This is a genomic window from Bacillus sp. HY001 (assembly GCF_007558965.1).
Taxonomy (GTDB): domain Bacteria; phylum Bacillota; class Bacilli; order Bacillales; family Bacillaceae_G; genus Bacillus_A; species Bacillus_A mobilis.
In genome coordinates, this window is sequence record NZ_VLTE01000068.1 from 39,328 (window position 1) to 58,305 (window position 18,978).

General features: G+C 38.6%; 31 protein-coding genes. 29 read left to right on the forward strand and 2 right to left on the reverse strand.

The features are described 5' to 3' along the window. Positions 1–18 precede the first annotated feature (18 nt). From rplX to FOT98_RS25755, 27 genes are all read left to right on the forward strand, one after another. Positions 19–330, forward strand: a complete 312-nt coding sequence (rplX, locus tag FOT98_RS25625; protein ID WP_000558201.1) for a 50S ribosomal protein L24 — start codon at positions 19–21, stop codon at positions 328–330. Between the two features lie 26 nt (positions 331–356). Continuing rightward, the gene (gene rplE / locus FOT98_RS25630; protein ID WP_001080829.1) at positions 357–896 is read left to right on the forward strand and encodes a 50S ribosomal protein L5; all 540 of its coding nucleotides are present in this window, start codon (positions 357–359) and stop codon (positions 894–896) included. A gap of 33 nt (positions 897–929) precedes the next feature. Then, a complete protein-coding gene (gene rpsN, locus FOT98_RS25635) occupies positions 930–1,115 on the forward strand; it encodes a 30S ribosomal protein S14 (RefSeq protein ID WP_001085700.1) in 186 nt (61 codons plus the stop codon). Between the two features lie 29 nt (positions 1,116–1,144). Further along, positions 1,145–1,543, forward strand: coding sequence for a 30S ribosomal protein S8 (gene rpsH / locus FOT98_RS25640; protein ID WP_000245511.1), 399 nt, complete (start codon positions 1,145–1,147; stop codon positions 1,541–1,543). Positions 1,544–1,575: 32 nt separating this feature from the next. Further along, complete coding sequence (gene rplF, locus FOT98_RS25645) at positions 1,576–2,115, forward strand: 50S ribosomal protein L6 (RefSeq protein ID WP_061678371.1); 540 nt, start codon at positions 1,576–1,578, stop codon at positions 2,113–2,115. A gap of 33 nt (positions 2,116–2,148) precedes the next feature. Beyond that, entirely contained in the window at positions 2,149–2,511 is a 363-nt protein-coding gene (gene rplR / locus FOT98_RS25650; RefSeq protein WP_000628818.1) for a 50S ribosomal protein L18, read from the forward strand. A gap of 21 nt (positions 2,512–2,532) precedes the next feature. After that, entirely contained in the window at positions 2,533–3,033 is a 501-nt protein-coding gene (rpsE, locus tag FOT98_RS25655; RefSeq protein WP_000554646.1) for a 30S ribosomal protein S5, read from the forward strand. Between the two features lie 13 nt (positions 3,034–3,046). Further along, positions 3,047–3,229, forward strand: a complete 183-nt coding sequence (rpmD, locus tag FOT98_RS25660; RefSeq protein WP_001085231.1) for a 50S ribosomal protein L30 — start codon at positions 3,047–3,049, stop codon at positions 3,227–3,229. 33 nt (positions 3,230–3,262) lie between these two features. Beyond that, entirely contained in the window at positions 3,263–3,703 is a 441-nt protein-coding gene (gene rplO / locus FOT98_RS25665; RefSeq protein WP_000766082.1) for a 50S ribosomal protein L15, read from the forward strand. Next, positions 3,703–5,004: a preprotein translocase subunit SecY gene (secY, locus tag FOT98_RS25670; protein WP_000490122.1), complete on the forward strand. Its 1,302-nt coding sequence runs from the start codon at positions 3,703–3,705 to the stop codon at positions 5,002–5,004. The genes rplO and secY overlap by 1 nt, the downstream gene beginning before the upstream one ends. A 56-nt stretch (positions 5,005–5,060) precedes the next feature. Beyond that, on the forward strand, positions 5,061–5,711 hold the full coding sequence (locus FOT98_RS25675) for an adenylate kinase (protein WP_001048992.1): 651 nt from the start codon (positions 5,061–5,063) through the stop codon (positions 5,709–5,711). Continuing rightward, positions 5,711–6,457, forward strand: coding sequence for a type I methionyl aminopeptidase (map, locus tag FOT98_RS25680; RefSeq protein WP_000582541.1), 747 nt, complete (start codon positions 5,711–5,713; stop codon positions 6,455–6,457). The genes FOT98_RS25675 and map overlap by 1 nt, the downstream gene beginning before the upstream one ends. A 68-nt stretch (positions 6,458–6,525) precedes the next feature. After that, positions 6,526–6,744 (forward strand): translation initiation factor IF-1, encoded by a 219-nt coding sequence (infA, locus tag FOT98_RS25685; protein WP_001029884.1) that lies wholly within the window; start codon positions 6,526–6,528, stop codon positions 6,742–6,744. A 35-nt stretch (positions 6,745–6,779) separates the two neighbouring features. Continuing rightward, entirely contained in the window at positions 6,780–6,893 is a 114-nt protein-coding gene (gene rpmJ, locus FOT98_RS25690) for a 50S ribosomal protein L36 (RefSeq protein ID WP_000868344.1), read from the forward strand. 21 nt (positions 6,894–6,914) lie between these two features. Further along, the gene (gene rpsM, locus FOT98_RS25695) at positions 6,915–7,280 is read left to right on the forward strand and encodes a 30S ribosomal protein S13 (protein WP_000090790.1); all 366 of its coding nucleotides are present in this window, start codon (positions 6,915–6,917) and stop codon (positions 7,278–7,280) included. A gap of 24 nt (positions 7,281–7,304) precedes the next feature. Then, on the forward strand, positions 7,305–7,694 hold the full coding sequence (gene rpsK / locus FOT98_RS25700) for a 30S ribosomal protein S11 (RefSeq protein WP_000101797.1): 390 nt from the start codon (positions 7,305–7,307) through the stop codon (positions 7,692–7,694). Between the two features lie 180 nt (positions 7,695–7,874). Continuing rightward, positions 7,875–8,819 (forward strand): DNA-directed RNA polymerase subunit alpha, encoded by a 945-nt coding sequence (locus FOT98_RS25705; protein ID WP_000569644.1) that lies wholly within the window; start codon positions 7,875–7,877, stop codon positions 8,817–8,819. 35 nt (positions 8,820–8,854) lie between these two features. After that, complete coding sequence (gene rplQ, locus FOT98_RS25710; protein WP_000331490.1) at positions 8,855–9,217, forward strand: 50S ribosomal protein L17; 363 nt, start codon at positions 8,855–8,857, stop codon at positions 9,215–9,217. A 103-nt stretch (positions 9,218–9,320) separates the two neighbouring features. Continuing rightward, positions 9,321–10,163 carry an energy-coupling factor ABC transporter ATP-binding protein gene (locus FOT98_RS25715; protein ID WP_063260922.1) on the forward strand — a complete coding sequence of 281 codons (843 nt, stop codon included), beginning with the start codon at positions 9,321–9,323 and terminating at the stop codon, positions 10,161–10,163. Then, on the forward strand, positions 10,139–11,020 hold the full coding sequence (locus FOT98_RS25720; protein ID WP_000406519.1) for an energy-coupling factor ABC transporter ATP-binding protein: 882 nt from the start codon (positions 10,139–10,141) through the stop codon (positions 11,018–11,020). The genes FOT98_RS25715 and FOT98_RS25720 overlap by 25 nt, the downstream gene beginning before the upstream one ends. Continuing rightward, the gene (locus tag FOT98_RS25725; protein ID WP_061678369.1) at positions 11,008–11,802 is read left to right on the forward strand and encodes an energy-coupling factor transporter transmembrane component T family protein; all 795 of its coding nucleotides are present in this window, start codon (positions 11,008–11,010) and stop codon (positions 11,800–11,802) included. The genes FOT98_RS25720 and FOT98_RS25725 overlap by 13 nt, the downstream gene beginning before the upstream one ends. A 14-nt stretch (positions 11,803–11,816) precedes the next feature. Then, positions 11,817–12,560 carry a tRNA pseudouridine(38-40) synthase TruA gene (gene truA / locus FOT98_RS25730; RefSeq protein WP_033656275.1) on the forward strand — a complete coding sequence of 248 codons (744 nt, stop codon included), beginning with the start codon at positions 11,817–11,819 and terminating at the stop codon, positions 12,558–12,560. Between the two features lie 152 nt (positions 12,561–12,712). Beyond that, entirely contained in the window at positions 12,713–13,150 is a 438-nt protein-coding gene (gene rplM / locus FOT98_RS25735; protein WP_001260795.1) for a 50S ribosomal protein L13, read from the forward strand. A 21-nt stretch (positions 13,151–13,171) separates the two neighbouring features. Next, a complete protein-coding gene (gene rpsI, locus FOT98_RS25740; protein ID WP_000079986.1) occupies positions 13,172–13,564 on the forward strand; it encodes a 30S ribosomal protein S9 in 393 nt (130 codons plus the stop codon). Between the two features lie 161 nt (positions 13,565–13,725). Continuing rightward, a complete protein-coding gene (locus FOT98_RS25745; RefSeq protein WP_001101006.1) occupies positions 13,726–14,154 on the forward strand; it encodes a YbaK family protein in 429 nt (142 codons plus the stop codon). Between the two features lie 66 nt (positions 14,155–14,220). Further along, positions 14,221–14,934 carry an N-acetylmuramoyl-L-alanine amidase CwlD gene (gene cwlD, locus FOT98_RS25750; protein WP_000822445.1) on the forward strand — a complete coding sequence of 238 codons (714 nt, stop codon included), beginning with the start codon at positions 14,221–14,223 and terminating at the stop codon, positions 14,932–14,934. A gap of 143 nt (positions 14,935–15,077) precedes the next feature. Further along, complete coding sequence (locus tag FOT98_RS25755) at positions 15,078–16,145, forward strand: Mrp/NBP35 family ATP-binding protein (RefSeq protein ID WP_063260923.1); 1,068 nt, start codon at positions 15,078–15,080, stop codon at positions 16,143–16,145. 55 nt (positions 16,146–16,200) lie between these two features. Here the strand turns inward: FOT98_RS25755 and gerD are convergent, their stop codons facing one another. Then, positions 16,201–16,818: a spore germination protein GerD gene (gene gerD, locus FOT98_RS25760; protein ID WP_063260924.1), complete on the reverse strand. Its 618-nt coding sequence runs from the start codon at positions 16,816–16,818 to the stop codon at positions 16,201–16,203. A gap of 139 nt (positions 16,819–16,957) precedes the next feature. Between gerD and kbaA the strand changes: the two genes are divergently transcribed. Continuing rightward, positions 16,958–17,569 carry a KinB signaling pathway activation protein KbaA gene (gene kbaA / locus FOT98_RS25765; RefSeq protein ID WP_063260925.1) on the forward strand — a complete coding sequence of 204 codons (612 nt, stop codon included), beginning with the start codon at positions 16,958–16,960 and terminating at the stop codon, positions 17,567–17,569. 90 nt (positions 17,570–17,659) lie between these two features. Here kbaA and pdaB read toward each other — a convergent pair whose 3' ends face one another. Then, positions 17,660–18,424, reverse strand: a complete 765-nt coding sequence (pdaB, locus tag FOT98_RS25770; protein WP_063260926.1) for a polysaccharide deacetylase family sporulation protein PdaB — start codon at positions 18,422–18,424, stop codon at positions 17,660–17,662. Between the two features lie 170 nt (positions 18,425–18,594). On the opposite strand from pdaB, the gene FOT98_RS25775 reads away from it, so the two are divergent. After that, complete coding sequence (locus FOT98_RS25775; RefSeq protein ID WP_000900298.1) at positions 18,595–18,813, forward strand: hypothetical protein; 219 nt, start codon at positions 18,595–18,597, stop codon at positions 18,811–18,813. Positions 18,814–18,978: the final 165 nt, after the last annotated feature.

The window sequence follows — 18,978 nt, forward strand, 5'->3', positions numbered from 1 at the left end:
AGGAGGTGCAGAATTAAGATGCATGTAAAAAAAGGTGATAAAGTACAGGTAATCACTGGTAAAGACAAAGGAAAACAAGGCGTTATCCTTGTGGCTTTCCCAAAGCAAAACCGTGTTATCGTTGAGGGTGTTAACATCGTTAAAAAACACTCTAAGCCATCTCAATTAAATCCACAAGGTGGAATTATTACTAAAGAAGCACCTATTCACGTTTCTAACGTTATGGTTTTAGATCCTAAAACAGGTGAACCTACTCGCGTAGGCTTCAAAGTAGAAGATGGTAAAAAAGTTCGTATTGCAAAAAAATCTGGTGAATTATTAGATAAATAATTTTCTTAAGAAAGGAGGTCACTTCATTGAATCGCCTTAAAGAGAAGTTCCAAAAGGAAATTACTCCTGCTCTAGTGAGCAAGTTTAACTATAAATCTGTGATGGAAGTACCGAAAATCGAAAAGATCGTAATCAACACTGGTGTTGGTGACGCGGTATCTAACTCAAAAGCTTTAGACAATGCAGTAGAAGAATTAACACAAATCGCAGGTCAAAAGCCTGTTGTAACTCGTGCTAAAAAATCAATCGCTGGTTTCCGTCTTCGTGAAGGTATGCCAATCGGTGCGAAAGTAACTTTACGCGGCGAGCAAATGTATGAGTTCTTCGATAAATTAGTATCAGTTTCTTTACCACGTGTACGTGATTTCCGTGGTGTTTCTAAGAAATCATTCGATGGTCGTGGGAACTACACATTAGGTGTTAAAGAGCAACTTATCTTCCCTGAGATCGATTATGATAAAGTAAGCAAAGTCCGCGGTATGGACATCGTAATCGTTACTACAGCGAAAACTGATGAAGAAGCTCGTGAACTTTTAACACAATTCGGTATGCCATTCCAAAAATAATGGAAGCCAACGCTAAGTAGAGGAGGCGAAAACGTGGCTAAAAAATCTATGATAGCGAAACAAAAGCGTACTCCTAAGTTTAAAGTACAAGAGTATACACGTTGCGAACGCTGCGGTCGTCCGCATTCTGTATACCGCAAATTTAAGCTTTGCCGTATTTGTTTCCGTGAACTTGCATATAAAGGTCAAATTCCTGGTGTTAAAAAAGCTAGTTGGTAAAACCCACAAATGGGAAGGAGGTAAAACACATGGTGATGACAGATCCAATTGCAGACATGCTTACTCGCATCCGTAATGCGAACATGGTACGTCATGAGAAATTAGAGGTTCCTGCTTCTAAAATCAAAAAAGAGATCGCTGAACTTTTAAAACGTGAAGGTTTCATTCGTGATGTAGAATACATCGAGGATAACAAACAAGGTATCCTTCGTATTTTCCTGAAATATGGTGCAAACAATGAACGTGTAATCACTGGATTAAAACGTATCAGTAAACCTGGCTTACGCGTTTACGCTAAAGCTGATGAAGTACCACGTGTACTTAACGGATTAGGTATCGCTCTTGTTTCTACATCTAAGGGAGTAATGACAGACAAAGACGCTCGTCAATTACAAACTGGTGGAGAAGTAGTAGCATACGTTTGGTAATATATATTTAAAACGAACGGAGGTGTGACCACATGTCTCGTATTGGTAAAAAGATTCTTGAAATCCCTGCAGGTGTTACTATCACAGTTGCAGAAGACAATACTGTAACAGTAAAAGGCCCTAAAGGTGAATTAACTCGTACTTTCAATGCTGATATGCTTATCAAAATTGAAGAGAATACATTAACAGTTGAACGTCCATCTGAACAGAAGGACCACCGTGCATTACACGGTACAACTCGTGCTTTAATCGGAAACATGGTTGAAGGTGTAACTGCAGGTTTCGCACGCGGACTTGAATTAGTCGGTGTAGGTTACCGTGCTCAAAAACAAGGTGATAAACTTGTATTAAGCGTAGGTTATTCTCATCCAGTAGAAATGACTCCGGAAGCAGGTATTGAAGTTGAAGTACCTGCACCAACTAAAATCGTAATCAAAGGTATCGACAAGCAACGTGTTGGCGAATTTGCTGCTAACATCCGTGCTGTACGTGCTCCTGAGCCATATAAAGGTAAAGGTATTCGTTACGAAGGCGAAGTTGTTCGTCGTAAAGAAGGTAAAACTGCTAAGTAAACCCGTTAGGTGAGAGAAAGGAGTGACAAGAAAATGATCACTAAAGCTGATAAAAATGCGACTCGTAAGAAAAGACATGCACGTGTACGTGCTAAACTTACTGGTACTGCAGAGCGTCCACGTTTAAACGTGTTCCGTTCTAACCAACATATTTACGCTCAAGTTATTGATGATGTGAATGGTGTAACGTTAGTAAGTGCATCTACTCTTGATAAAGACCTTGCTCTTAACGGTACTAGCAATACTGAAGCTGCTACGAAAGTAGGAGAATCAGTTGCTAAGCGTGCTGTAGAGAAAGGCGTTAAAGAAGTAGTATTCGATCGCGGTGGTTACTTATACCATGGCCGTGTTAAAGCTCTAGCTGAAGCTGCTCGTGAGGCTGGATTACAATTTTAATGGTCAAAGGAGGGAAAATTGATGCATCGCATTGACCCAAGTAAATTAGAACTTGAAGAACGTGTAGTTACGATAAATCGTGTCGCGAAAGTTGTTAAGGGTGGTCGTCGTTTCCGCTTTGCTGCACTAGTTGTAGTTGGCGATAAAAACGGTCATGTTGGATTCGGTACTGGTAAAGCACAAGAGGTACCAGACGCAATCCGCAAAGCTATCGAAGACGCTAAGAAAAACTTAATCGCTGTACCATTAGTTGGTACAACAATTCCACACACAATCAACGGTCACTTTGGAGCTGGTGAAGTATTCTTAAAACCTGCTGCTGAAGGTACTGGTGTTATTGCTGGTGGACCTGTTCGTGCGGTACTTGAATTAGCTGGTGTACAAGATATTCTTTCGAAATCTCTTGGTTCTAACACACCAATCAACATGATTCGCGCTACTGTGAACGGATTAAGCGAACTTAAGCGCGCTGAAGATGTTGCAAAATTACGCGGTAAATCTGTAGAAGAGCTACTAGGTTAAGGAGGGAAAACAAATGGCGAAAAAGTTAGAAATTACCCTCACTCGTAGTGTAATTGGTCGTCCACAAGATCAACGTGCGACGGTAGAAGCTTTAGGTCTTAAAAAGTTGAATTCAACTGTAGTTAAGGAAGAAACTCCTGCTATTCTTGGTATGATCAACAAAGTTTCTCACCTTATAACTGTAAAAGAAGCTTAAGGATAACTCATTAATATAAGGAGGTGCCTGGGAATGAAACTTCATGAATTAAAACCTGCAGAAGGTTCTCGTAAAGTACGTAACCGTGTCGGTCGTGGTATCGGTTCTGGTAACGGTAAAACTGCTGGTAAAGGTCATAAAGGACAAAACGCACGTTCTGGTGGCGGTGTTCGTCTTGGCTTCGAAGGTGGTCAAACTCCATTATTCCGTCGTTTACCAAAACGCGGCTTCACAAACATTAACCGTAAAGAGTTTGCTATTGTAAACTTAACAACGTTAAATCGTTTTGAAGATGGTACAGAAGTAACACCTGAATTATTGCTGGAAACTGGCGTTATCAGCAAGTTAAACGACGGTGTTAAAATTCTTGCAAGCGGCGCAGTAGAGAAAAAACTAACTGTTAAAGCGCACAAGTTCTCTTCAAGTGCTAAAGAAGCAATTGAAGCAGCTGGCGGATCAGTTGAGGTGATCTAATGTTTCGTACAATCTCCAACTTTATGCGCGTTGCTGAGATAAGACGTAAAATATTATTCACTTTAGCGATGTTAATCGTATTCAGGATTGGCACGTTTATCCCAGTGCCATTTACAAATGGAGACGTACTGAAAGCACAAGATCAATTAAATGCCTTAGGTATTCTAAATACATTTGGCGGTGGCGCCTTGAAAAACTTCTCCATCTTCGCGATGGGAATCATGCCGTATATTACAGCATCCATCATCGTGCAATTATTGCAGATGGATGTTGTTCCTAAATTTTCGGAATGGTCGAAGCAAGGTGAAATGGGCCGTCGTAAACTAACGCAATTTACGCGTTACTTTACAATTGTTCTTGCGTTTATTCAGGGGTTTGGTATGTCAATCGGTTTTAACGGTATGGTAGGTGGGCAATTAATTTTGAATCCTGGTTGGAGCACTTATTTATACATTGCTACGGTACTGACTGCTGGTACTGCATTTTTAATGTGGTTAGGCGAACAGATTACATCTAAAGGTGTAGGTAATGGTATTTCCATCCTTATCTTTGGAGGTATTGCCGCAGCGATCCCAAGTGTTATATCTCAAGTGTATCAACAACAGTTTCAAAATATCGGAGATCAATTGTTCATGAGTATCGTTAAAGTTGCATTGATCTTACTAGCTGTGCTAGCGGTTATTGTTGGTGTTATTTTCATTCAACAGGCTGTTAGAAAGATCCCAATTCAATATGCGAAGCGTGTAACAGGAGGGAATGGGAATCATGCTGGAGCACAAAACACACATTTACCGCTTAAGGTAAATAGTGCGGGTGTTATTCCAGTCATTTTTGCTGTTTCATTCTTAATTACGCCTCCAACTATTGCACAGTTCTTCCCGAATCATGATGTATCGCAGTGGATCATTGCAAACTTTAACTATTCTCACCCAGTGGGAATGATCATATATGTTGCGCTCATTGTAGCCTTCACATATTTCTATGCGTTTGTTCAGGTTAATCCAGAGCAAATGTCAGAGAATCTAAACAAACAAGGTGGATATGTTCCAGGTATTCGTCCGGGTAAGAATACGGAACAATATCTAACAAAAATCTTGTATCGTTTGACCTTTGTAGGATCAATTTTCCTAGCAGCGATTGCAATCTTACCAGTTATCTTTACGAAACTGGGAAATCTTCCTCCATCTGCACAGATTGGTGGAACGAGTATGTTAATCGTTGTCGGCGTTGCTTTAGAAACAATGAAGCAGCTAGAAAGCCAACTGGTAAAACGCCATTACAAAGGGTTTATCAAGCAGTGAGTAAGTGGGAAGAATTGTCTTCCCTACATGCTCATGTACTCTGAGGGGGAACAAGGATGAACTTAATTTTAATGGGGCTTCCTGGTGCTGGTAAAGGTACACAAGCCGAACAGATTGTTGCCAAGTATAACATCCCTCACATTTCAACAGGAGATATGTTCCGTGCAGCTATGAAGGCTGAAACTGAAATGGGTTTACAAGCAAAATCTTTTATTGATAAAGGTGCACTTGTTCCAGATGAAGTTACAATCGGAATCGTTCGTGAACGTTTAAGTCAAGAAGACTGCGTAAGAGGTTTCTTACTAGACGGTTTCCCACGAACTGTTGCACAAGCATCAGCTCTTGAAGAGATTATGAAAGATCTTGGCAAAAAAATCGACTATGTTTTAAACATTAATGTGGATTCAGGGTTGTTATTAAAACGCCTTACAGGCCGTCGCATTTGTAAAGAGTGCGGTGCGACTTACCACTTAGAATTCAATGCGCCAGCAAAAGCTGACGTGTGTGATAAATGTGGTGGCGAATTATATCAACGCTCTGATGACAATGAAGAAACTGTAGCAAATCGTTTAGATGTAAATATTAAGCAAACAAAACCTTTGCTTGATTTCTACGAGGAGCTTGGTTACCTACAAAGCATTAATGGTGAGCAAGATATCAATAAAGTATTTGCTGATATCGATGTTCTCATCGGAGGCTTAGCGTAATGATAATCTGCAAAACTCCTCGCGAGATAGAAATCATGCGAGAAGCTGGCAGGATCGTTGCTTTAACTCATCAAGAGTTAAAACAGCACATTACTCCAGGAATTACAACGAAAGAGCTCGATCAAATAGCGGAAAAGACGATTCAAAAATATGGTGCTACGCCATCTTTTAAAGGATACAACGGATTTCCGGGGAGCATTTGTGCTTCTGTAAATGAAGAGCTTGTACACGGAATTCCAGGGAAGCGCAAGCTCAAAGAGGGCGATATCATCAGTATCGATATTGGTGCGAAATACAATGGGTACCATGGCGATTCTGCATGGACGTATCCAGTTGGAAGCATTTCTGAATCTGTTCAAAAGCTACTTGATGTCACAGAAAAATCGTTGTATCTTGGTCTAGAACAAGTAAAACCAGGCGAAAGATTATCAAATATCTCACATGCGGTTCAAACCCATGCTGAAGAGAATGGGTTCTCGATCGTTAGGGAGTATGTTGGTCACGGAATCGGGCAAGACTTACATGAGGACCCTCAAATCCCGCACTATGGTCCACCAAATAGAGGCCCTAGATTAAAGCCGGGAATGGTCATCTGTGTTGAGCCGATGGTGAATCAAGGAAGACGATATGTAAAAACACTATCTGATGACTGGACAGTGGTAACGGTAGATGGTAAATGGTGTGCCCATTTTGAGCACACGATTGCTCTTACAGAAGCAGGATACGAAATCCTTACCACTTTATAAGTAGCTGGCTCTCCGGGATTTCAGAGCAGTGTAAAATGTTACTGATTTGAAGAAGGGAGAACTATTGAATGGCTAAAGATGATGTAATTGAAGTCGAAGGTACCGTTCTTGAAACGTTGCCAAATGCTATGTTCAAAGTAGAATTAGAGAATGGGCATGTCGTATTGGCTCACGTTTCTGGTAAAATCCGTATGAATTTCATTCGTATTTTACCAGGAGACAAAGTTACGGTAGAATTATCTCCGTACGATTTAAATCGTGGTCGTATTACGTACCGTTTTAAATAATATAGCACTCCGTAATCTTTAAGGAGGTTCGAGACATGAAAGTAAGACCGTCAGTTAAACCAATCTGCGAAAAATGTAAAGTTATTCGTAGACGTGGAAAAGTAATGGTTATTTGTGAAAACCCTAAACATAAACAAAAACAAGGTTAATCAGAAGGAGGTGCATTCAGAATGGCACGTATCGCAGGTGTAGATATTCCTCGAGACAAACGCGTTGTTATTTCTTTAACTTACGTATTCGGCATTGGTCGCACAACTGCTGAAAAAATTCTTACTGAAGCTGGTATTTCTTCAGAAACACGAGTTCGTGATTTAACGGAAGACGAACTAGGACGTATCCGTGATATCATCGATCGTATTAAAGTTGAGGGAGACCTTCGTCGTGAAGTATCTCTTAACATTAAACGTCTAATGGAGATCGGTTCTTACCGTGGTCTTCGTCACCGTCGTGGTTTACCAGTTCGTGGTCAAAACTCTAAAAACAATGCTCGTACACGTAAAGGTCCACGTCGTACAGTAGCAAATAAAAAGAAATAATAAGTAAAGGAGGTTGAACTAACAATGGCACGTAAAACAAACACTCGTAAAAAACGTGTGAAAAAGAATATTGAAGCTGGTATAGCTCATATTCGTTCTACTTTCAACAACACAATCGTAACACTTACAGATACTCATGGTAACGCACTTTCTTGGTCTAGTGCTGGTGCACTTGGTTTCCGTGGATCTCGTAAGTCTACTCCATTCGCTGCGCAAATGGCTGCTGAAGCTGCTGCTAAAGTTGCAATGGAACACGGTTTAAAAACTTTAGAGGTTACTGTTAAAGGTCCTGGTGCTGGTCGTGAAGCTGCAATTCGTGCTCTTCAAGCTGCAGGTCTAGAAGTAACAGCAATTAGAGATGTTACTCCAGTTCCTCATAATGGATGTCGTCCACCAAAACGTCGTCGTGTGTAATTTTTCTGTATAGAATTTTCCCTTTTGTCTATAATGGATATGATGCATTATCGAGAAATTTCGTACAGAAACATCGCTTGTTGTGCACAATCGGGAACTGCCTAAGGGGGACTTTCGGTTAGACAGGGGGTATCCCTTTGTTTAACCGGGGTTTCGACGTTTTGAAGGAGGGTTTAGTTAATGATTGAAATCGAAAAGCCGAAAATCGAAACGGTTGAACTTAACGAAGATGCTAAATATGGTAAATTCGTAATTGAACCGCTTGAGCGTGGATATGGTACTACTTTGGGTAACTCCTTACGTCGTATTCTTTTATCCTCACTCCCTGGTGCCGCTGTTACTGCTATCCAAATCGATGGCGTATTACATGAATTTTCAACAGTTGAGGGCGTAGTAGAAGACGTTACGACGATCATCTTAAACTTGAAAAAGTTAGCTCTTAAAATCTACTCTGAAGAAGAGAAGACGTTGGAAATTGATGTGCAGGGCGAAGGTATTGTCACAGCTGCTGATATTACTCACGATAGTGATGTAGAAATCTTAAATCCAGATTTACACATTGCAACGTTAGCAAAAAATGCGCATTTCCGCATGCGTTTAACTGCAAAGCGTGGCCGTGGGTATACGCCAGCTGATGCAAATAAAAGCGAAGATCAACCAATAGGAGTAATTCCTATTGATTCTATTTATACTCCAGTATCACGTGTGACTTACCAAGTGGAAAAGACACGTGTCGGACAAGTGGCTAATTATGATAAGCTTACGCTTGATGTATGGACGGATGGAAGCATCGGGCCAAAAGAAGCTATCTCTTTAGGTGCCAAAATCTTAACTGAGCATTTAAATATCTTTGTTGGTTTAACTGATGAAGCACAAAATGCTGAGATTATGGTCGAGAAGGAAGAAGATCAAAAAGAGAAAGTTCTTGAGATGACTATCGAGGAACTAGATCTTTCTGTTCGTTCTTATAATTGCCTTAAACGTGCAGGAATTAATACTGTACAAGAGCTTGCGAACAAAACAGAAGAAGATATGATGAAAGTTCGTAACTTAGGACGTAAATCCTTAGAAGAAGTTAAACATAAACTTGAGGAATTAGGTTTAGGTTTACGTAAAGACGACTGAGGATTTAAACCCATCAACAAAGGAGGGAACTACGAATGGCATACAGAAAATTAGGCCGTACAAGTGCGCAACGTAAAGCTATGTTACGTGATTTAGCTACTGATTTAATTATCAACGAGCGCATCCAAACGACAGAAACTCGTGCAAAAGAACTTCGTTCTGTAGTGGAAAAAATGATCACTTTAGGTAAACGCGGAGATCTTCACGCTCGTCGTCAAGCAGCAGCTTTCATTCGCAATGAAGTAGCTAACGCTGAGACTGGTCAAGATGCACTTCAAAAATTATTCGCTGATGTAGCTCCACGCTATGCTGAGCGCCAAGGCGGATACACTCGTATTGCAAAAATTGGTCCACGTCGCGGAGACGCAGCACCAATGGTAATTATCGAGTTAGTATAATGATAATTAAAAGGGCAGGACAGTTCTTTTCAAGAAACTGGTCATGGCCCTTTTTTTTAAATATAAAAATAGGCTAACTTGGCGAAGGAAAGGGTGCCTTGTATTGAAAAAAGAGAAACTTCGGACAGAAAATATATCATTTCAATATCCTGGGGCAGCCACTTATGCATTAAAAGATGTTTCATTTTCTTTGTATGAGGGAGAATGGGTATCTATTATTGGACAAAACGGTTCAGGGAAGTCTACACTTGCAAAATTATTGAATGGTTTGTTTTTGCCGGAAGCAGGGACTATTACAGTAAATGATACAATGGTTTTATCAGAGGAAACGGTATGGGATGTTCGAAAACAAATTGGGATGGTATTTCAAAATCCAGACAATCAATTTGTTGGTACGACAGTGCAAGACGATGTTGTTTTTGGCCTAGAGAATATCGGAATGCCAAGAGAGCAAATGGTAGAAAGATTAGATCAGGCCCTCAAACTTGTCCGTATGGAAGATTTTCTTAATGATGAACCTCATTCGTTATCTGGTGGGCAAAAGCAGCGAGTGGCAATAGCAGGCGTTTTAGCACTTCAGCCATCTATCTTGATATTAGATGAAGCAACGTCAATGCTAGATCCTCAAGGAAGACGTGAAGTAGTAGAAACGGTTAGACAACTTGTTAATCAAAAAGGTATTACCGTGTTATCAATTACGCACGATTTAGAAGAAGCAGCACAATCAGACCGTGTTATTATTTTAAATAAGGGAGAAATATTAGAGGAAGGGACTCCAGAGCAAATTTTCAAATCCTCTCATATGCTCCAGGAAATTGGATTAGATGTACCATTTTCAGTGAAAATAGCAGAATTATTAAAAAGAAATGAAATTCTCTTGCAAAATACGCATCTTACAATGGAAAGCTTGGTGAACGAACTTTGGAGATTACATTCCAAAAAGTAGAACATCGTTATCAATATAAAACTCCATTTGAAAGACGCGCACTTTATGATGTAGACGTGTCGTTTCCAAGTGGGGGCTATTATGCCATTATCGGTCATACTGGTTCAGGTAAGTCGACGATGATTCAACATTTAAATGGTTTATTGCAGCCGACAAATGGCACAGTTCAAATTGGTGAACATTTCATTTCGGCAGGAAAGAAAGAAAAAAAGCTAAAGCCACTACGTAAAAAGGTAGGGGTTGTCTTTCAATTCCCAGAACATCAGTTGTTTGAAGAGACTGTGGAGAAAGATATTTGTTTCGGCCCTACTAATTTTGGGGTATCTGTAGAAGAAGCGAAGCAAAAGGCAAGAGAGGCAATTGAACTTGTAGGGTTAGAACCAGAACTGTTAACACGTTCACCGTTTGAGCTAAGTGGTGGACAGATGAGGCGTGTTGCGATAGCGGGCGTATTGGCGATGGAACCCGAAGTGCTTGTATTAGATGAACCTACAGCAGGACTAGATCCAAAAGGGCAGAATGAACTTATGGAGATGTTTTATAAGCTACATAAGGAAAAAGGTCTTACAGTTATCCTAGTAACACATAATATGGAGGATGCTGCTAAGTATGCCGAGCAGATTGTAGTCATGCATAAAGGAACGGTCTTTTTGCAAGGAAGTGCAGAGGAAGTATTTTCACATGCTGATGAGCTAGAGAAAATTGGCGTGGATCTTCCTATGTCTTTAAAGTATAAACGTGCAATTGAAGAGAAGTTTGGCATTTCAATCCCAAAGGCTACCTTATCTTTAGAGGATCTTACTCATGAAGTTGTGCAGGTGTTACGAAAAGGTGGTCATGAATCATGCAGCAGTTGATTATTGGAAGGTATATTCCAGGGGATTCTCTTATTCATCAACTTGATCCACGTACGAAGCTGCTGATTGTCTTTTTATATGTATTTGTTGTTTTCTTAGCAAATAATGCGATTTCATATGGATTTTTATTTTTATATGCACTCATTGCTTTATTTTTTGCAAAAGTGCCGATTCGTTATGTACTTTCGGGCTTAAAACCAATTCTATGGATTTTTCTTTTTACATTTTTCCTGCATATTTTTACAAATAAAGAAGGGGAAGTACTATTCCAGCTTGGTTGGTTTTCAATACATGAAAAAGGATTAGAGCAAGGAATATACATTTCTATACGATTCTTCGTTATTATTTTAATGACGACATTATTAACGTTAACGACGACACCTATTGAGATTACAGATGGTTTGGAGACGTTATTAAAGCCGTTGAAGCGTATAAAAGTTCCTGTTCATGAAATCGCATTAATGATGTCAATTTCTCTTCGTTTTATTCCGACATTAATGGATGAAACGAGTAAAATAATGAAAGCACAATCGTCACGTGGTATTGATTTCGCAGGAGGACCGATAAAAGATAGGATGAAAGCTATTATCTCACTACTGGTTCCTCTATTTATCAGTGCTTTTAAGCGTGCTGAGGACTTAGCAATTGCTATGGAGGCTCGTGGATATCAAAGTGGCGAAGGACGTACTAAATTTAGGCAACTACGCTGGAAAACAAGCGATACAGTAACGATTATAAGCTTACTTTGCTTAGCTTGTATTTTGGCATGGGTGCGATCGTAATGGAGAATGGAGAAATGGATAGAATAAAATGTACGGTTGCATATGATGGCATGCATTTTTGTGGTTATCAAATTCAGCCGCAGCATCGTACTGTTCAACAAGAGATTGAAAAAGCTTTGCAGAAATTGCATAAAGGAGAACTTGTTCGTGTTCAGGCATCGGGCAGAACGGATTCTACCGTTCACGCCAAAGGACAAGTCATACACTTTGATACACCTTTGTCTCTTGAAGAGTGGCAATGGAGTAATGCATTAAACACAATGTTGCCAGATGATATTGTTATCAGACAGGTAGAGAAAAAAACAGAAGAATTTCATGCGCGTTACGGTGTTGAGAGAAAAGAATATCGTTATCGTGTGTTATTATCAAAGACTGCGGATGTATTCCGTAGAAATTACGTATATCAATATCCATATCCGCTCGAAATAAACTCTATAAGAAAAGCGATTCCTTATTTTATTGGAACGCATGACTTCACTTCTTTTTGTTCGGCAAAAACTGACAAAAAAGATAAAGTGAGAACAATTTATGAAATTGAGCTAATCGAGCAAGACGATGAATTAATTTTTCGTTTTGTAGGTAATGGATTTTTATATAATATGGTCAGAATTATTGTTGGTACGTTACTGAACGTAGGGCAAGGAAAGCTTGATCCAGATAGCATTCCAGAGATTCTAGCGAAACAAAATCGTCAGTTTGCTGGAAAGATGGCTCCTGGTCATGGGCTTTACTTATGGCAGGTAAACTATAACAACTAATCCTGGTGTAACATTTGCTTGACATTAGAAACTCAAAAGTATATCATAACATATGGTATTGTTTCTAAAACCACGATTAGCCCCGGAAGGAAATCGTGTTTAAGATAAACAATAGATTTTTTCTATGGAAAAGATAACGAGGAGGGAAACACATGCGTACGACTTTTATGGCAAAAGCTAACGAAGTTGAGCGTAAATGGTATGTGGTTGATGCTGAAGGTCAAACTTTAGGTCGCCTATCTACAGAAGTAGCATCTATTTTACGCGGTAAAAACAAACCTACATTTACACCACACGTTGACACGGGTGATCATGTAATTATTATTAACGCTGAGAAAATTCATTTAACAGGTAATAAATTAAACGATAAAATTTACTACCGTCACACTAACCACCCAGGTGGACTTAAACAAAGAACAGCTCTAGAAATGCGTACAAACTACCCTGTACAAATGTTAGAGCTTGCAATTAAAGGCATGCTTCCAAAAGGACGCTTAGGCCGTCAAGTTTCTAAGAAACTAAACGTGTATGCTGGAGCAGAGCATCCACACCAAGCACAAAAACCAGAAGTTTACGAACTTCGCGGATAATTAATTAAAGGAGGGCTTACTTTGGCACAGGTTCAATACTATGGCACTGGACGTCGTAAGAGTTCAGTAGCGCGCGTACGCCTAGTTCCAGGCGAAGGACGCGTTATCATTAACGGTCGTGATTTTGAAAACTATATCCCATTTGCTGCATTACGTGAAGTAGTGAAACAACCTCTAGTTGCAACAGAAACTTTAGGTAACTACGATGTACTTGTAAACGTAAATGGTGGTGGATACACTGGTCAAGCTGGTGCTATTCGTCACGGTATTTCTCGCGCTTTATTAAAAGCTGATCCAGAATACCGTCTAACACTAAAACGTGCAGGTCTATTAACTCGTGACGCACGTATGAAAGAGCGTAAAAAATACGGTCTTAAAGGCGCACGTCGTGCACCTCAGTTCTCAAAACGTTAATTTTTGCGAACTACAAACCCCAACCATTTTGGTTGGGGTTTTTTATGTTTCATTCCTCTTTTGGAATTTTTGTAGTTTGGAATATTTTAGTGCTATCCTCTCGCGTATGCTTCTTCTTTAGAAGTTTAGACTAATACGTATTAGGGAGGTTTATAAGTACTATGAATGTCATTGTCAGCTTACAAGAAAAACAAAAAGAAAAGCAGCTGAAATATGAACGGAAGATGCTGCGAGAATTATCATTAAAAACATTACGTTCAAATATTAGAGATGCCTTTCAGATGCAGGAACTTCATCGTCAGTATGAAGATTACTGTATTGAATTAGGGATAGAATCGTATTTATTAGGAGCGAGATACAGTAAGTTTGGTTATTATGGTGAATCATTCTTTGATGTGAAATATAGAGCGTTAGAAGAAGAGCAACAATTAACGGAAACATTATTTCAATTTTTAACGAGCATGACTATGAGGGAAATTAAGTTACAAGATGAGGAATTACTTTTTGAATCTTGTCAGCAGTTTATTGGTTTATGGTGGCAGGAAGGATATGAAAAAGGTGAAAGAAGATATCGATTAAAGCTTCATTAAGACAAGCATAAACTTTCCTCTTGTCCCATATAAGTAATTAGAGGGACTAGCTGGAGGAGGAAAGGTATGAAGAGAATTCGAATTATCTCTTTTGCACTCGCTGCGGTTGTTTTGTTTTTTTTAGTCAAACAAGAATTTCAAATTACAAAATCGTGGCGAGCGTGGAATTTACCCTTATCAGGGAAAGTGATTGTATTAGATGCTGGGCATGGTGGGCCAGACGGAGGGGCTGTTGGTGGAAAAGATATTATAGAAAAAGATATTACGCTTGAGATTACAAAGAAGGTACAAGATTATTTACAGGAACAAGGTGCGCTAGTTATTTTAACACGTGAGGGAGATTATGATTTAGCTCAGAAAGATACAAAATCATATAGTAGACGTAAAGCAGAGGATTTAAAAAAGCGTGTAGAGATTATTAATAAACCTGATGTAGACTTTTTTGCGAGTATTCATTTAAATGCTTTAACTAGTAGTGGATCGAAAGGCGCACAAACGTTCTATTACCGTTCTTCGATTGAAAATGAACGTGCTGCGAAATTTATACAAGCTGAATTGAGGACGAGTTTAGAGAATACGAATCGTTCTGCTAAAACAATCTCTCATGTGTATTTATTAAAGTATGCGAAAACACCAGGTGCTTTAATTGAAGCTGGCTTTTTATCGAATGTAAACGAAAGGTATATGTTAAATTCGGAGAAATATCAGCAAAAGGTAGCGGCTGCAGTATATCGTGGTATATTACGCTATTTCACGGAAAAAGGAAATCCTCCAGAATAAGGAGGATTTTTTGAGTTTCTCTCGTTAACGAAGTTTTCCGAAAATATGTTATACTGGAAATGTAAACGCATTTATTTAAAAAATAAAGAGAGATAAATTTAATTAACATTACGTTATTTTTCATACAGGGGGCTGGGCTAATCATGGTAACGAAAGAGCAAGTAGTGGAAACGTTAGAAGGGGTTGTAGATCCATTTTTACATAAAACGTTAAAAGAAACAGGGGCAATTAAAGAGGTAACAGTTAAGCCTGAGAAGGAACATGTAAGTGTTAAAATTGCAATCGTAAAAACCGGTACAGCGGAACAAATGCAATTGCAATCTGGAATTGTAAAGTTAGTAAAAGAATTAGGAGCGGCAACAGTAGGGCTTCGCTTTGCAGAATTTACAGAAGAGGAATTAGCTCAGTTTGCACCAGAACAAGAAGAAGAGCAAACTGAATCTTTATTGTCACCAAATTCAAAAACAACATTTTTAGCAGTTGCGAGTGGAAAAGGTGGGGTAGGGAAATCAACAGTTTCTGTTAACCTTGCTATTGCTCTAGCTCGTCTAGGGAAAAAGGTTGGTATCATTGATGCCGATATTTATGGTTTTAGTGTACCGGATATGATGGGGATAGAAAAACGTCCTGTTGTAAGAGGGGATAAAATTATTCCAGTGGAGCGTCTAGGTGTAAAGGTAATCTCAATGGGATTCTTTGTAGAAGATAATGCACCGGTTATTTGGAGAGGGCCTATGCTTGGGAAAATGTTAAATCACTTCTTCACAGAAGTAGAATGGGGCGATTTAGACTATTTAGTTTTAGATTTACCACCGGGTACAGGTGATGTTGCGCTAGACTTACATTCGATGTTGCCGGCTTGTAAAGAGATTATTGTAACAACGCCACATCCAACAGCGGCATTTGTAGCAGCGCGTGCTGGAGCCATGGCTTTACGTACAGAACATAGTATTCTTGGTGTTGTTGAAAATATGGCGTATTTTGAAAGTAAAACAACTGGTGAAAAAGAATATGTGTTCGGAAGAGGTGGAGGAGATAAATTAGCTACAGAACTTCAAACAGAAGTACTTGGCCGAATCCCACTTCAACAACCTGATTGGAATAAAGAAGACTTTGCGCCGTCAGTATATGAAGATACACATACGACAGGTCTTATTTATCGCACGATAGCTGAGACAGTAATTGATAAAATAGCTGTCGCGCAAAAATAAAATAATAATGAGTGGACGATACATATATTGTCCACTCATTATTATCGTTATCATTTTACTGCTGTTCCTTTTTACCGTCTTGGGAACCACCTTCACCGCCTGCTTCTTTTTTATCAGATCCACTTTTTTCAGCCTTTTGTACACCTTTACTAATAATATCAATCATCTTAGCTTGGAAGAGTGGGCTTTCAGCAGTTTCGGTTAGTACTTGTTGTAAATATTGACGGTATTCTTTGCTCTTCATCGTTTGTAACATCATTTTTTCTACTTCAGGGTTTTTCATAATTTCTATAACGCCTGCTTGGTATTCAGGGTCTTTTAGTAATGTTTTCATTAAGGTTGTTTGTTCTTTCCCCATACTTTTAGCGAATTTCGATGAGAACTCAGGGTCTTTAAAGAGCTTTTCCCAGAATTGTTGCCCTTTGTCTGATACCATCGCATCTTCAATCGTTTTCTTTACTACTGTTTCATCTAGTATGAGTGCTTGTTTCATTTTTTCATCAGTTAACACATCTTGAATGGCTTTTTTACCTTGATCGGTTTTTAAAATATCAACAATCATTTTCTTCGTTTGATCGTAATCAAGTTCGGACTTTGCTTCTTTTCCTTGTGCACATGCTACAAGTGCGAGGAATAGAAAAGAAGAAGTCAAAACGAGCAGCATCCGTTTCATAAGTTGGAACTCCTTTCAGCACAGTTCTCTCTTTTTAATATAAATATCTTTAGGGAATTTATACATGAACATGGCTAGCTTTTTGAAATTGTCATTGATACAATTTGATTAGAAATATAAGGATAATGGGGGATGTGTTGTGAATAGCCGCAAGTGGGTACGACTATTTTTTACGACGTTGTTTCTTGGTGGGATTAGCACGGTCATACTTGGGTTTGTTTTAGAGTGGGACAAGTACGCTAAATTTTTTCAAAATTTCGACGGAAAGGAAATTCTAGCAGTTTCCTTTTGGTTGATGGGTGTAGGATTTATTTTTAGTGTTATAAGTCAAATGGGATTCTTTGCTTATTTAACAATCCATCGTTTTGGGTTAGGTATGTTCCGTTCATCTTCTTTATGGAATGCAGTCCAGCTCTTCTTTATTGCATTTGTTTTGTTTGATTTCGTGTATTTAAGATCTGTATTGATTGCAAATGGGGAAGCTTCATTAGGGAATAACATACTTGTTGCTGGTGTGTTATTTATGTTCGGGGCCATTGTTGCTTACATAAAAAGTAAGGAAACAAATAAAAAGGCATTTGTGCCCGCTTTGTTCTTTATGGTTGTTGTAACAATTCTTGAATGGGTACCAGCTCTTCGAATTAATGATACAGACTGGTTATATTTAATGGTGATACCACTTTTATTATGTAATGCATATCAGTTACTTATATTACATCGTTTAATTGGAAAGAGGAGTAAGTCGGCCTAATATAAGAGAGTTTGTACGAATGAAAAAAGCTCTATTACCTGAATGAAAGGTAGTAGAGCTTTTTATGTGGGAAGGCAAAATGGAAAAGAATTACTGTACATCTTTACTTTTCGTACTTGTGTTGGAAATAAGTTGTGATACGGATATTTGCTCATATCCGTCACTCTTTAATTTTTGTAGAAGCAGTGGTAAAGCTTTGTTTGTTTGAAGGGCAGAATCGGATGCGTGTAATAAGACGATATCTCCACCTTTTAAATTAGTAGAGACGGTGGAAACGATATTGTTTACACCAGGGTTTTTCCAATCGTTTGAGTTATTACTCCAATGAACGATGGTGTATCCGAGTGATTCTGCTATTTTAAGTGTTGCTTTGTTAAAGTCTCCACTAGGTGGACGCAATAGCTTGACTTGTTTCACGCCGAGTTTTGTAAAAACATCTTGAGCTCGTAAAAGATCTCTTCGTATTTCATTTGTCTCTAGAGAAGTGTAGGACGTGTAATTATAGCCCATACTACCGATTTCATGTCCATCTTTTATGATGCGTTCAACAACATCAGGGTGTCTTTCTGCCCATGCAGCAGAAAGGAAGAAGGTTGCATTCTTAATGTCTCTTTCTTTAAGTGTATCAAGGATTGGAATTGCTTTTTTGTCTCCCCAACTAATATCAAATGTGAATGCAACTTGTTTTTTAGAGGTGTCGCCCTTGTAAATAACTTTAGGTCCTGTAGCAGTTGAAAAAGCAGATTCATGTGAATATGTTTTTAAAAAGAGAAGCCATGCTGTAAATAAGGAAAGTATCACTATTAAGCTAATGTGTTTAAAATTTCTTTTACTCGTAATAAAAAAGAAAAACATAATATTACGCCCCTTTGTCCAATCCTTTTCAGTTACATATATGCTTTAAATATTAAAAAGAGAACAAAGGATTAATATCGTAAGCAGTGGATATAATGAATGATAGGATTTTAATAAGTGAAAATGAGCGAAACGTTTATTGCTTTGTAGGAAATGATTGAGGTGATGATTTGCTTGGGTTTATGTTAACGAAAGAAGAGAAAAAAGAAATGGAATACATATTGAAGAGAGAGTTAGAAGAACTTTTATTTGATTTTGAAGATGAACGTATTCATGACGTTGTAAAAAAGGCGATGGAGGAAAGATATAAAATCATTTTTTGTTTGTTTCGAAGAGTCGCTAATGCAGAAGAATGTATGCGTTATGTAAGGAAAAGAACTTTTTATTAAAAGGTGTTGACGTTAATAGATATTATATGATAAATTAATAAACGTCGCTGATGCAGAAACGCAGAAGACGACAAAAAAGAAATTGAAAAACTTAGTTGACATCGAAAAACGAAGATGTTAACATAAGGAAGTCGCAAATGAGCGACCAAGTAGTTCTTTGAAAAC

Bases quoted from the DNA above. Each gene is read 5' to 3' on its own strand.
- rplM (WP_001260795.1), top strand. From the start codon at position 12,713: ATGCGTACGACTTTTATGGCAAAAGCTAACGAAGTTGAGCGTAAATGG.
- rpmD (WP_001085231.1), top strand. From the start codon at position 3,047: ATGGCGAAAAAGTTAGAAATTACCCTCACTCGTAGTGTAATTGGTCGT.
- map (WP_000582541.1), top strand. From the start codon at position 5,711: ATGATAATCTGCAAAACTCCTCGCGAGATAGAAATCATGCGAGAAGCT.
- rpsK (WP_000101797.1), top strand. From the start codon at position 7,305: ATGGCACGTAAAACAAACACTCGTAAAAAACGTGTGAAAAAGAATATT.
- FOT98_RS25725 (WP_061678369.1), top strand. From the start codon at position 11,008: ATGCAGCAGTTGATTATTGGAAGGTATATTCCAGGGGATTCTCTTATT.
- rplX (WP_000558201.1), top strand. From the start codon at position 19: ATGCATGTAAAAAAAGGTGATAAAGTACAGGTAATCACTGGTAAAGAC.
- pdaB (WP_063260926.1), bottom strand. From the start codon at position 18,424: ATGTTTTTCTTTTTTATTACGAGTAAAAGAAATTTTAAACACATTAGC.
- FOT98_RS25675 (WP_001048992.1), top strand. From the start codon at position 5,061: ATGAACTTAATTTTAATGGGGCTTCCTGGTGCTGGTAAAGGTACACAA.
- rpsM (WP_000090790.1), top strand. From the start codon at position 6,915: ATGGCACGTATCGCAGGTGTAGATATTCCTCGAGACAAACGCGTTGTT.
- cwlD (WP_000822445.1), top strand. From the start codon at position 14,221: ATGAAGAGAATTCGAATTATCTCTTTTGCACTCGCTGCGGTTGTTTTG.
- truA (WP_033656275.1), top strand. From the start codon at position 11,817: ATGGATAGAATAAAATGTACGGTTGCATATGATGGCATGCATTTTTGT.
- FOT98_RS25705 (WP_000569644.1), top strand. From the start codon at position 7,875: ATGATTGAAATCGAAAAGCCGAAAATCGAAACGGTTGAACTTAACGAA.
- rplF (WP_061678371.1), top strand. From the start codon at position 1,576: ATGTCTCGTATTGGTAAAAAGATTCTTGAAATCCCTGCAGGTGTTACT.
- rplQ (WP_000331490.1), top strand. From the start codon at position 8,855: ATGGCATACAGAAAATTAGGCCGTACAAGTGCGCAACGTAAAGCTATG.
- rpsH (WP_000245511.1), top strand. From the start codon at position 1,145: ATGGTGATGACAGATCCAATTGCAGACATGCTTACTCGCATCCGTAAT.
- gerD (WP_063260924.1), bottom strand. From the start codon at position 16,818: ATGAAACGGATGCTGCTCGTTTTGACTTCTTCTTTTCTATTCCTCGCA.
- infA (WP_001029884.1), top strand. From the start codon at position 6,526: ATGGCTAAAGATGATGTAATTGAAGTCGAAGGTACCGTTCTTGAAACG.
- rpmJ (WP_000868344.1), top strand. From the start codon at position 6,780: ATGAAAGTAAGACCGTCAGTTAAACCAATCTGCGAAAAATGTAAAGTT.
- rplO (WP_000766082.1), top strand. From the start codon at position 3,263: ATGAAACTTCATGAATTAAAACCTGCAGAAGGTTCTCGTAAAGTACGT.
- FOT98_RS25755 (WP_063260923.1), top strand. From the start codon at position 15,078: ATGGTAACGAAAGAGCAAGTAGTGGAAACGTTAGAAGGGGTTGTAGAT.
- rplR (WP_000628818.1), top strand. From the start codon at position 2,149: ATGATCACTAAAGCTGATAAAAATGCGACTCGTAAGAAAAGACATGCA.
- FOT98_RS25745 (WP_001101006.1), top strand. From the start codon at position 13,726: ATGAATGTCATTGTCAGCTTACAAGAAAAACAAAAAGAAAAGCAGCTG.
- secY (WP_000490122.1), top strand. From the start codon at position 3,703: ATGTTTCGTACAATCTCCAACTTTATGCGCGTTGCTGAGATAAGACGT.
- rpsE (WP_000554646.1), top strand. From the start codon at position 2,533: ATGCATCGCATTGACCCAAGTAAATTAGAACTTGAAGAACGTGTAGTT.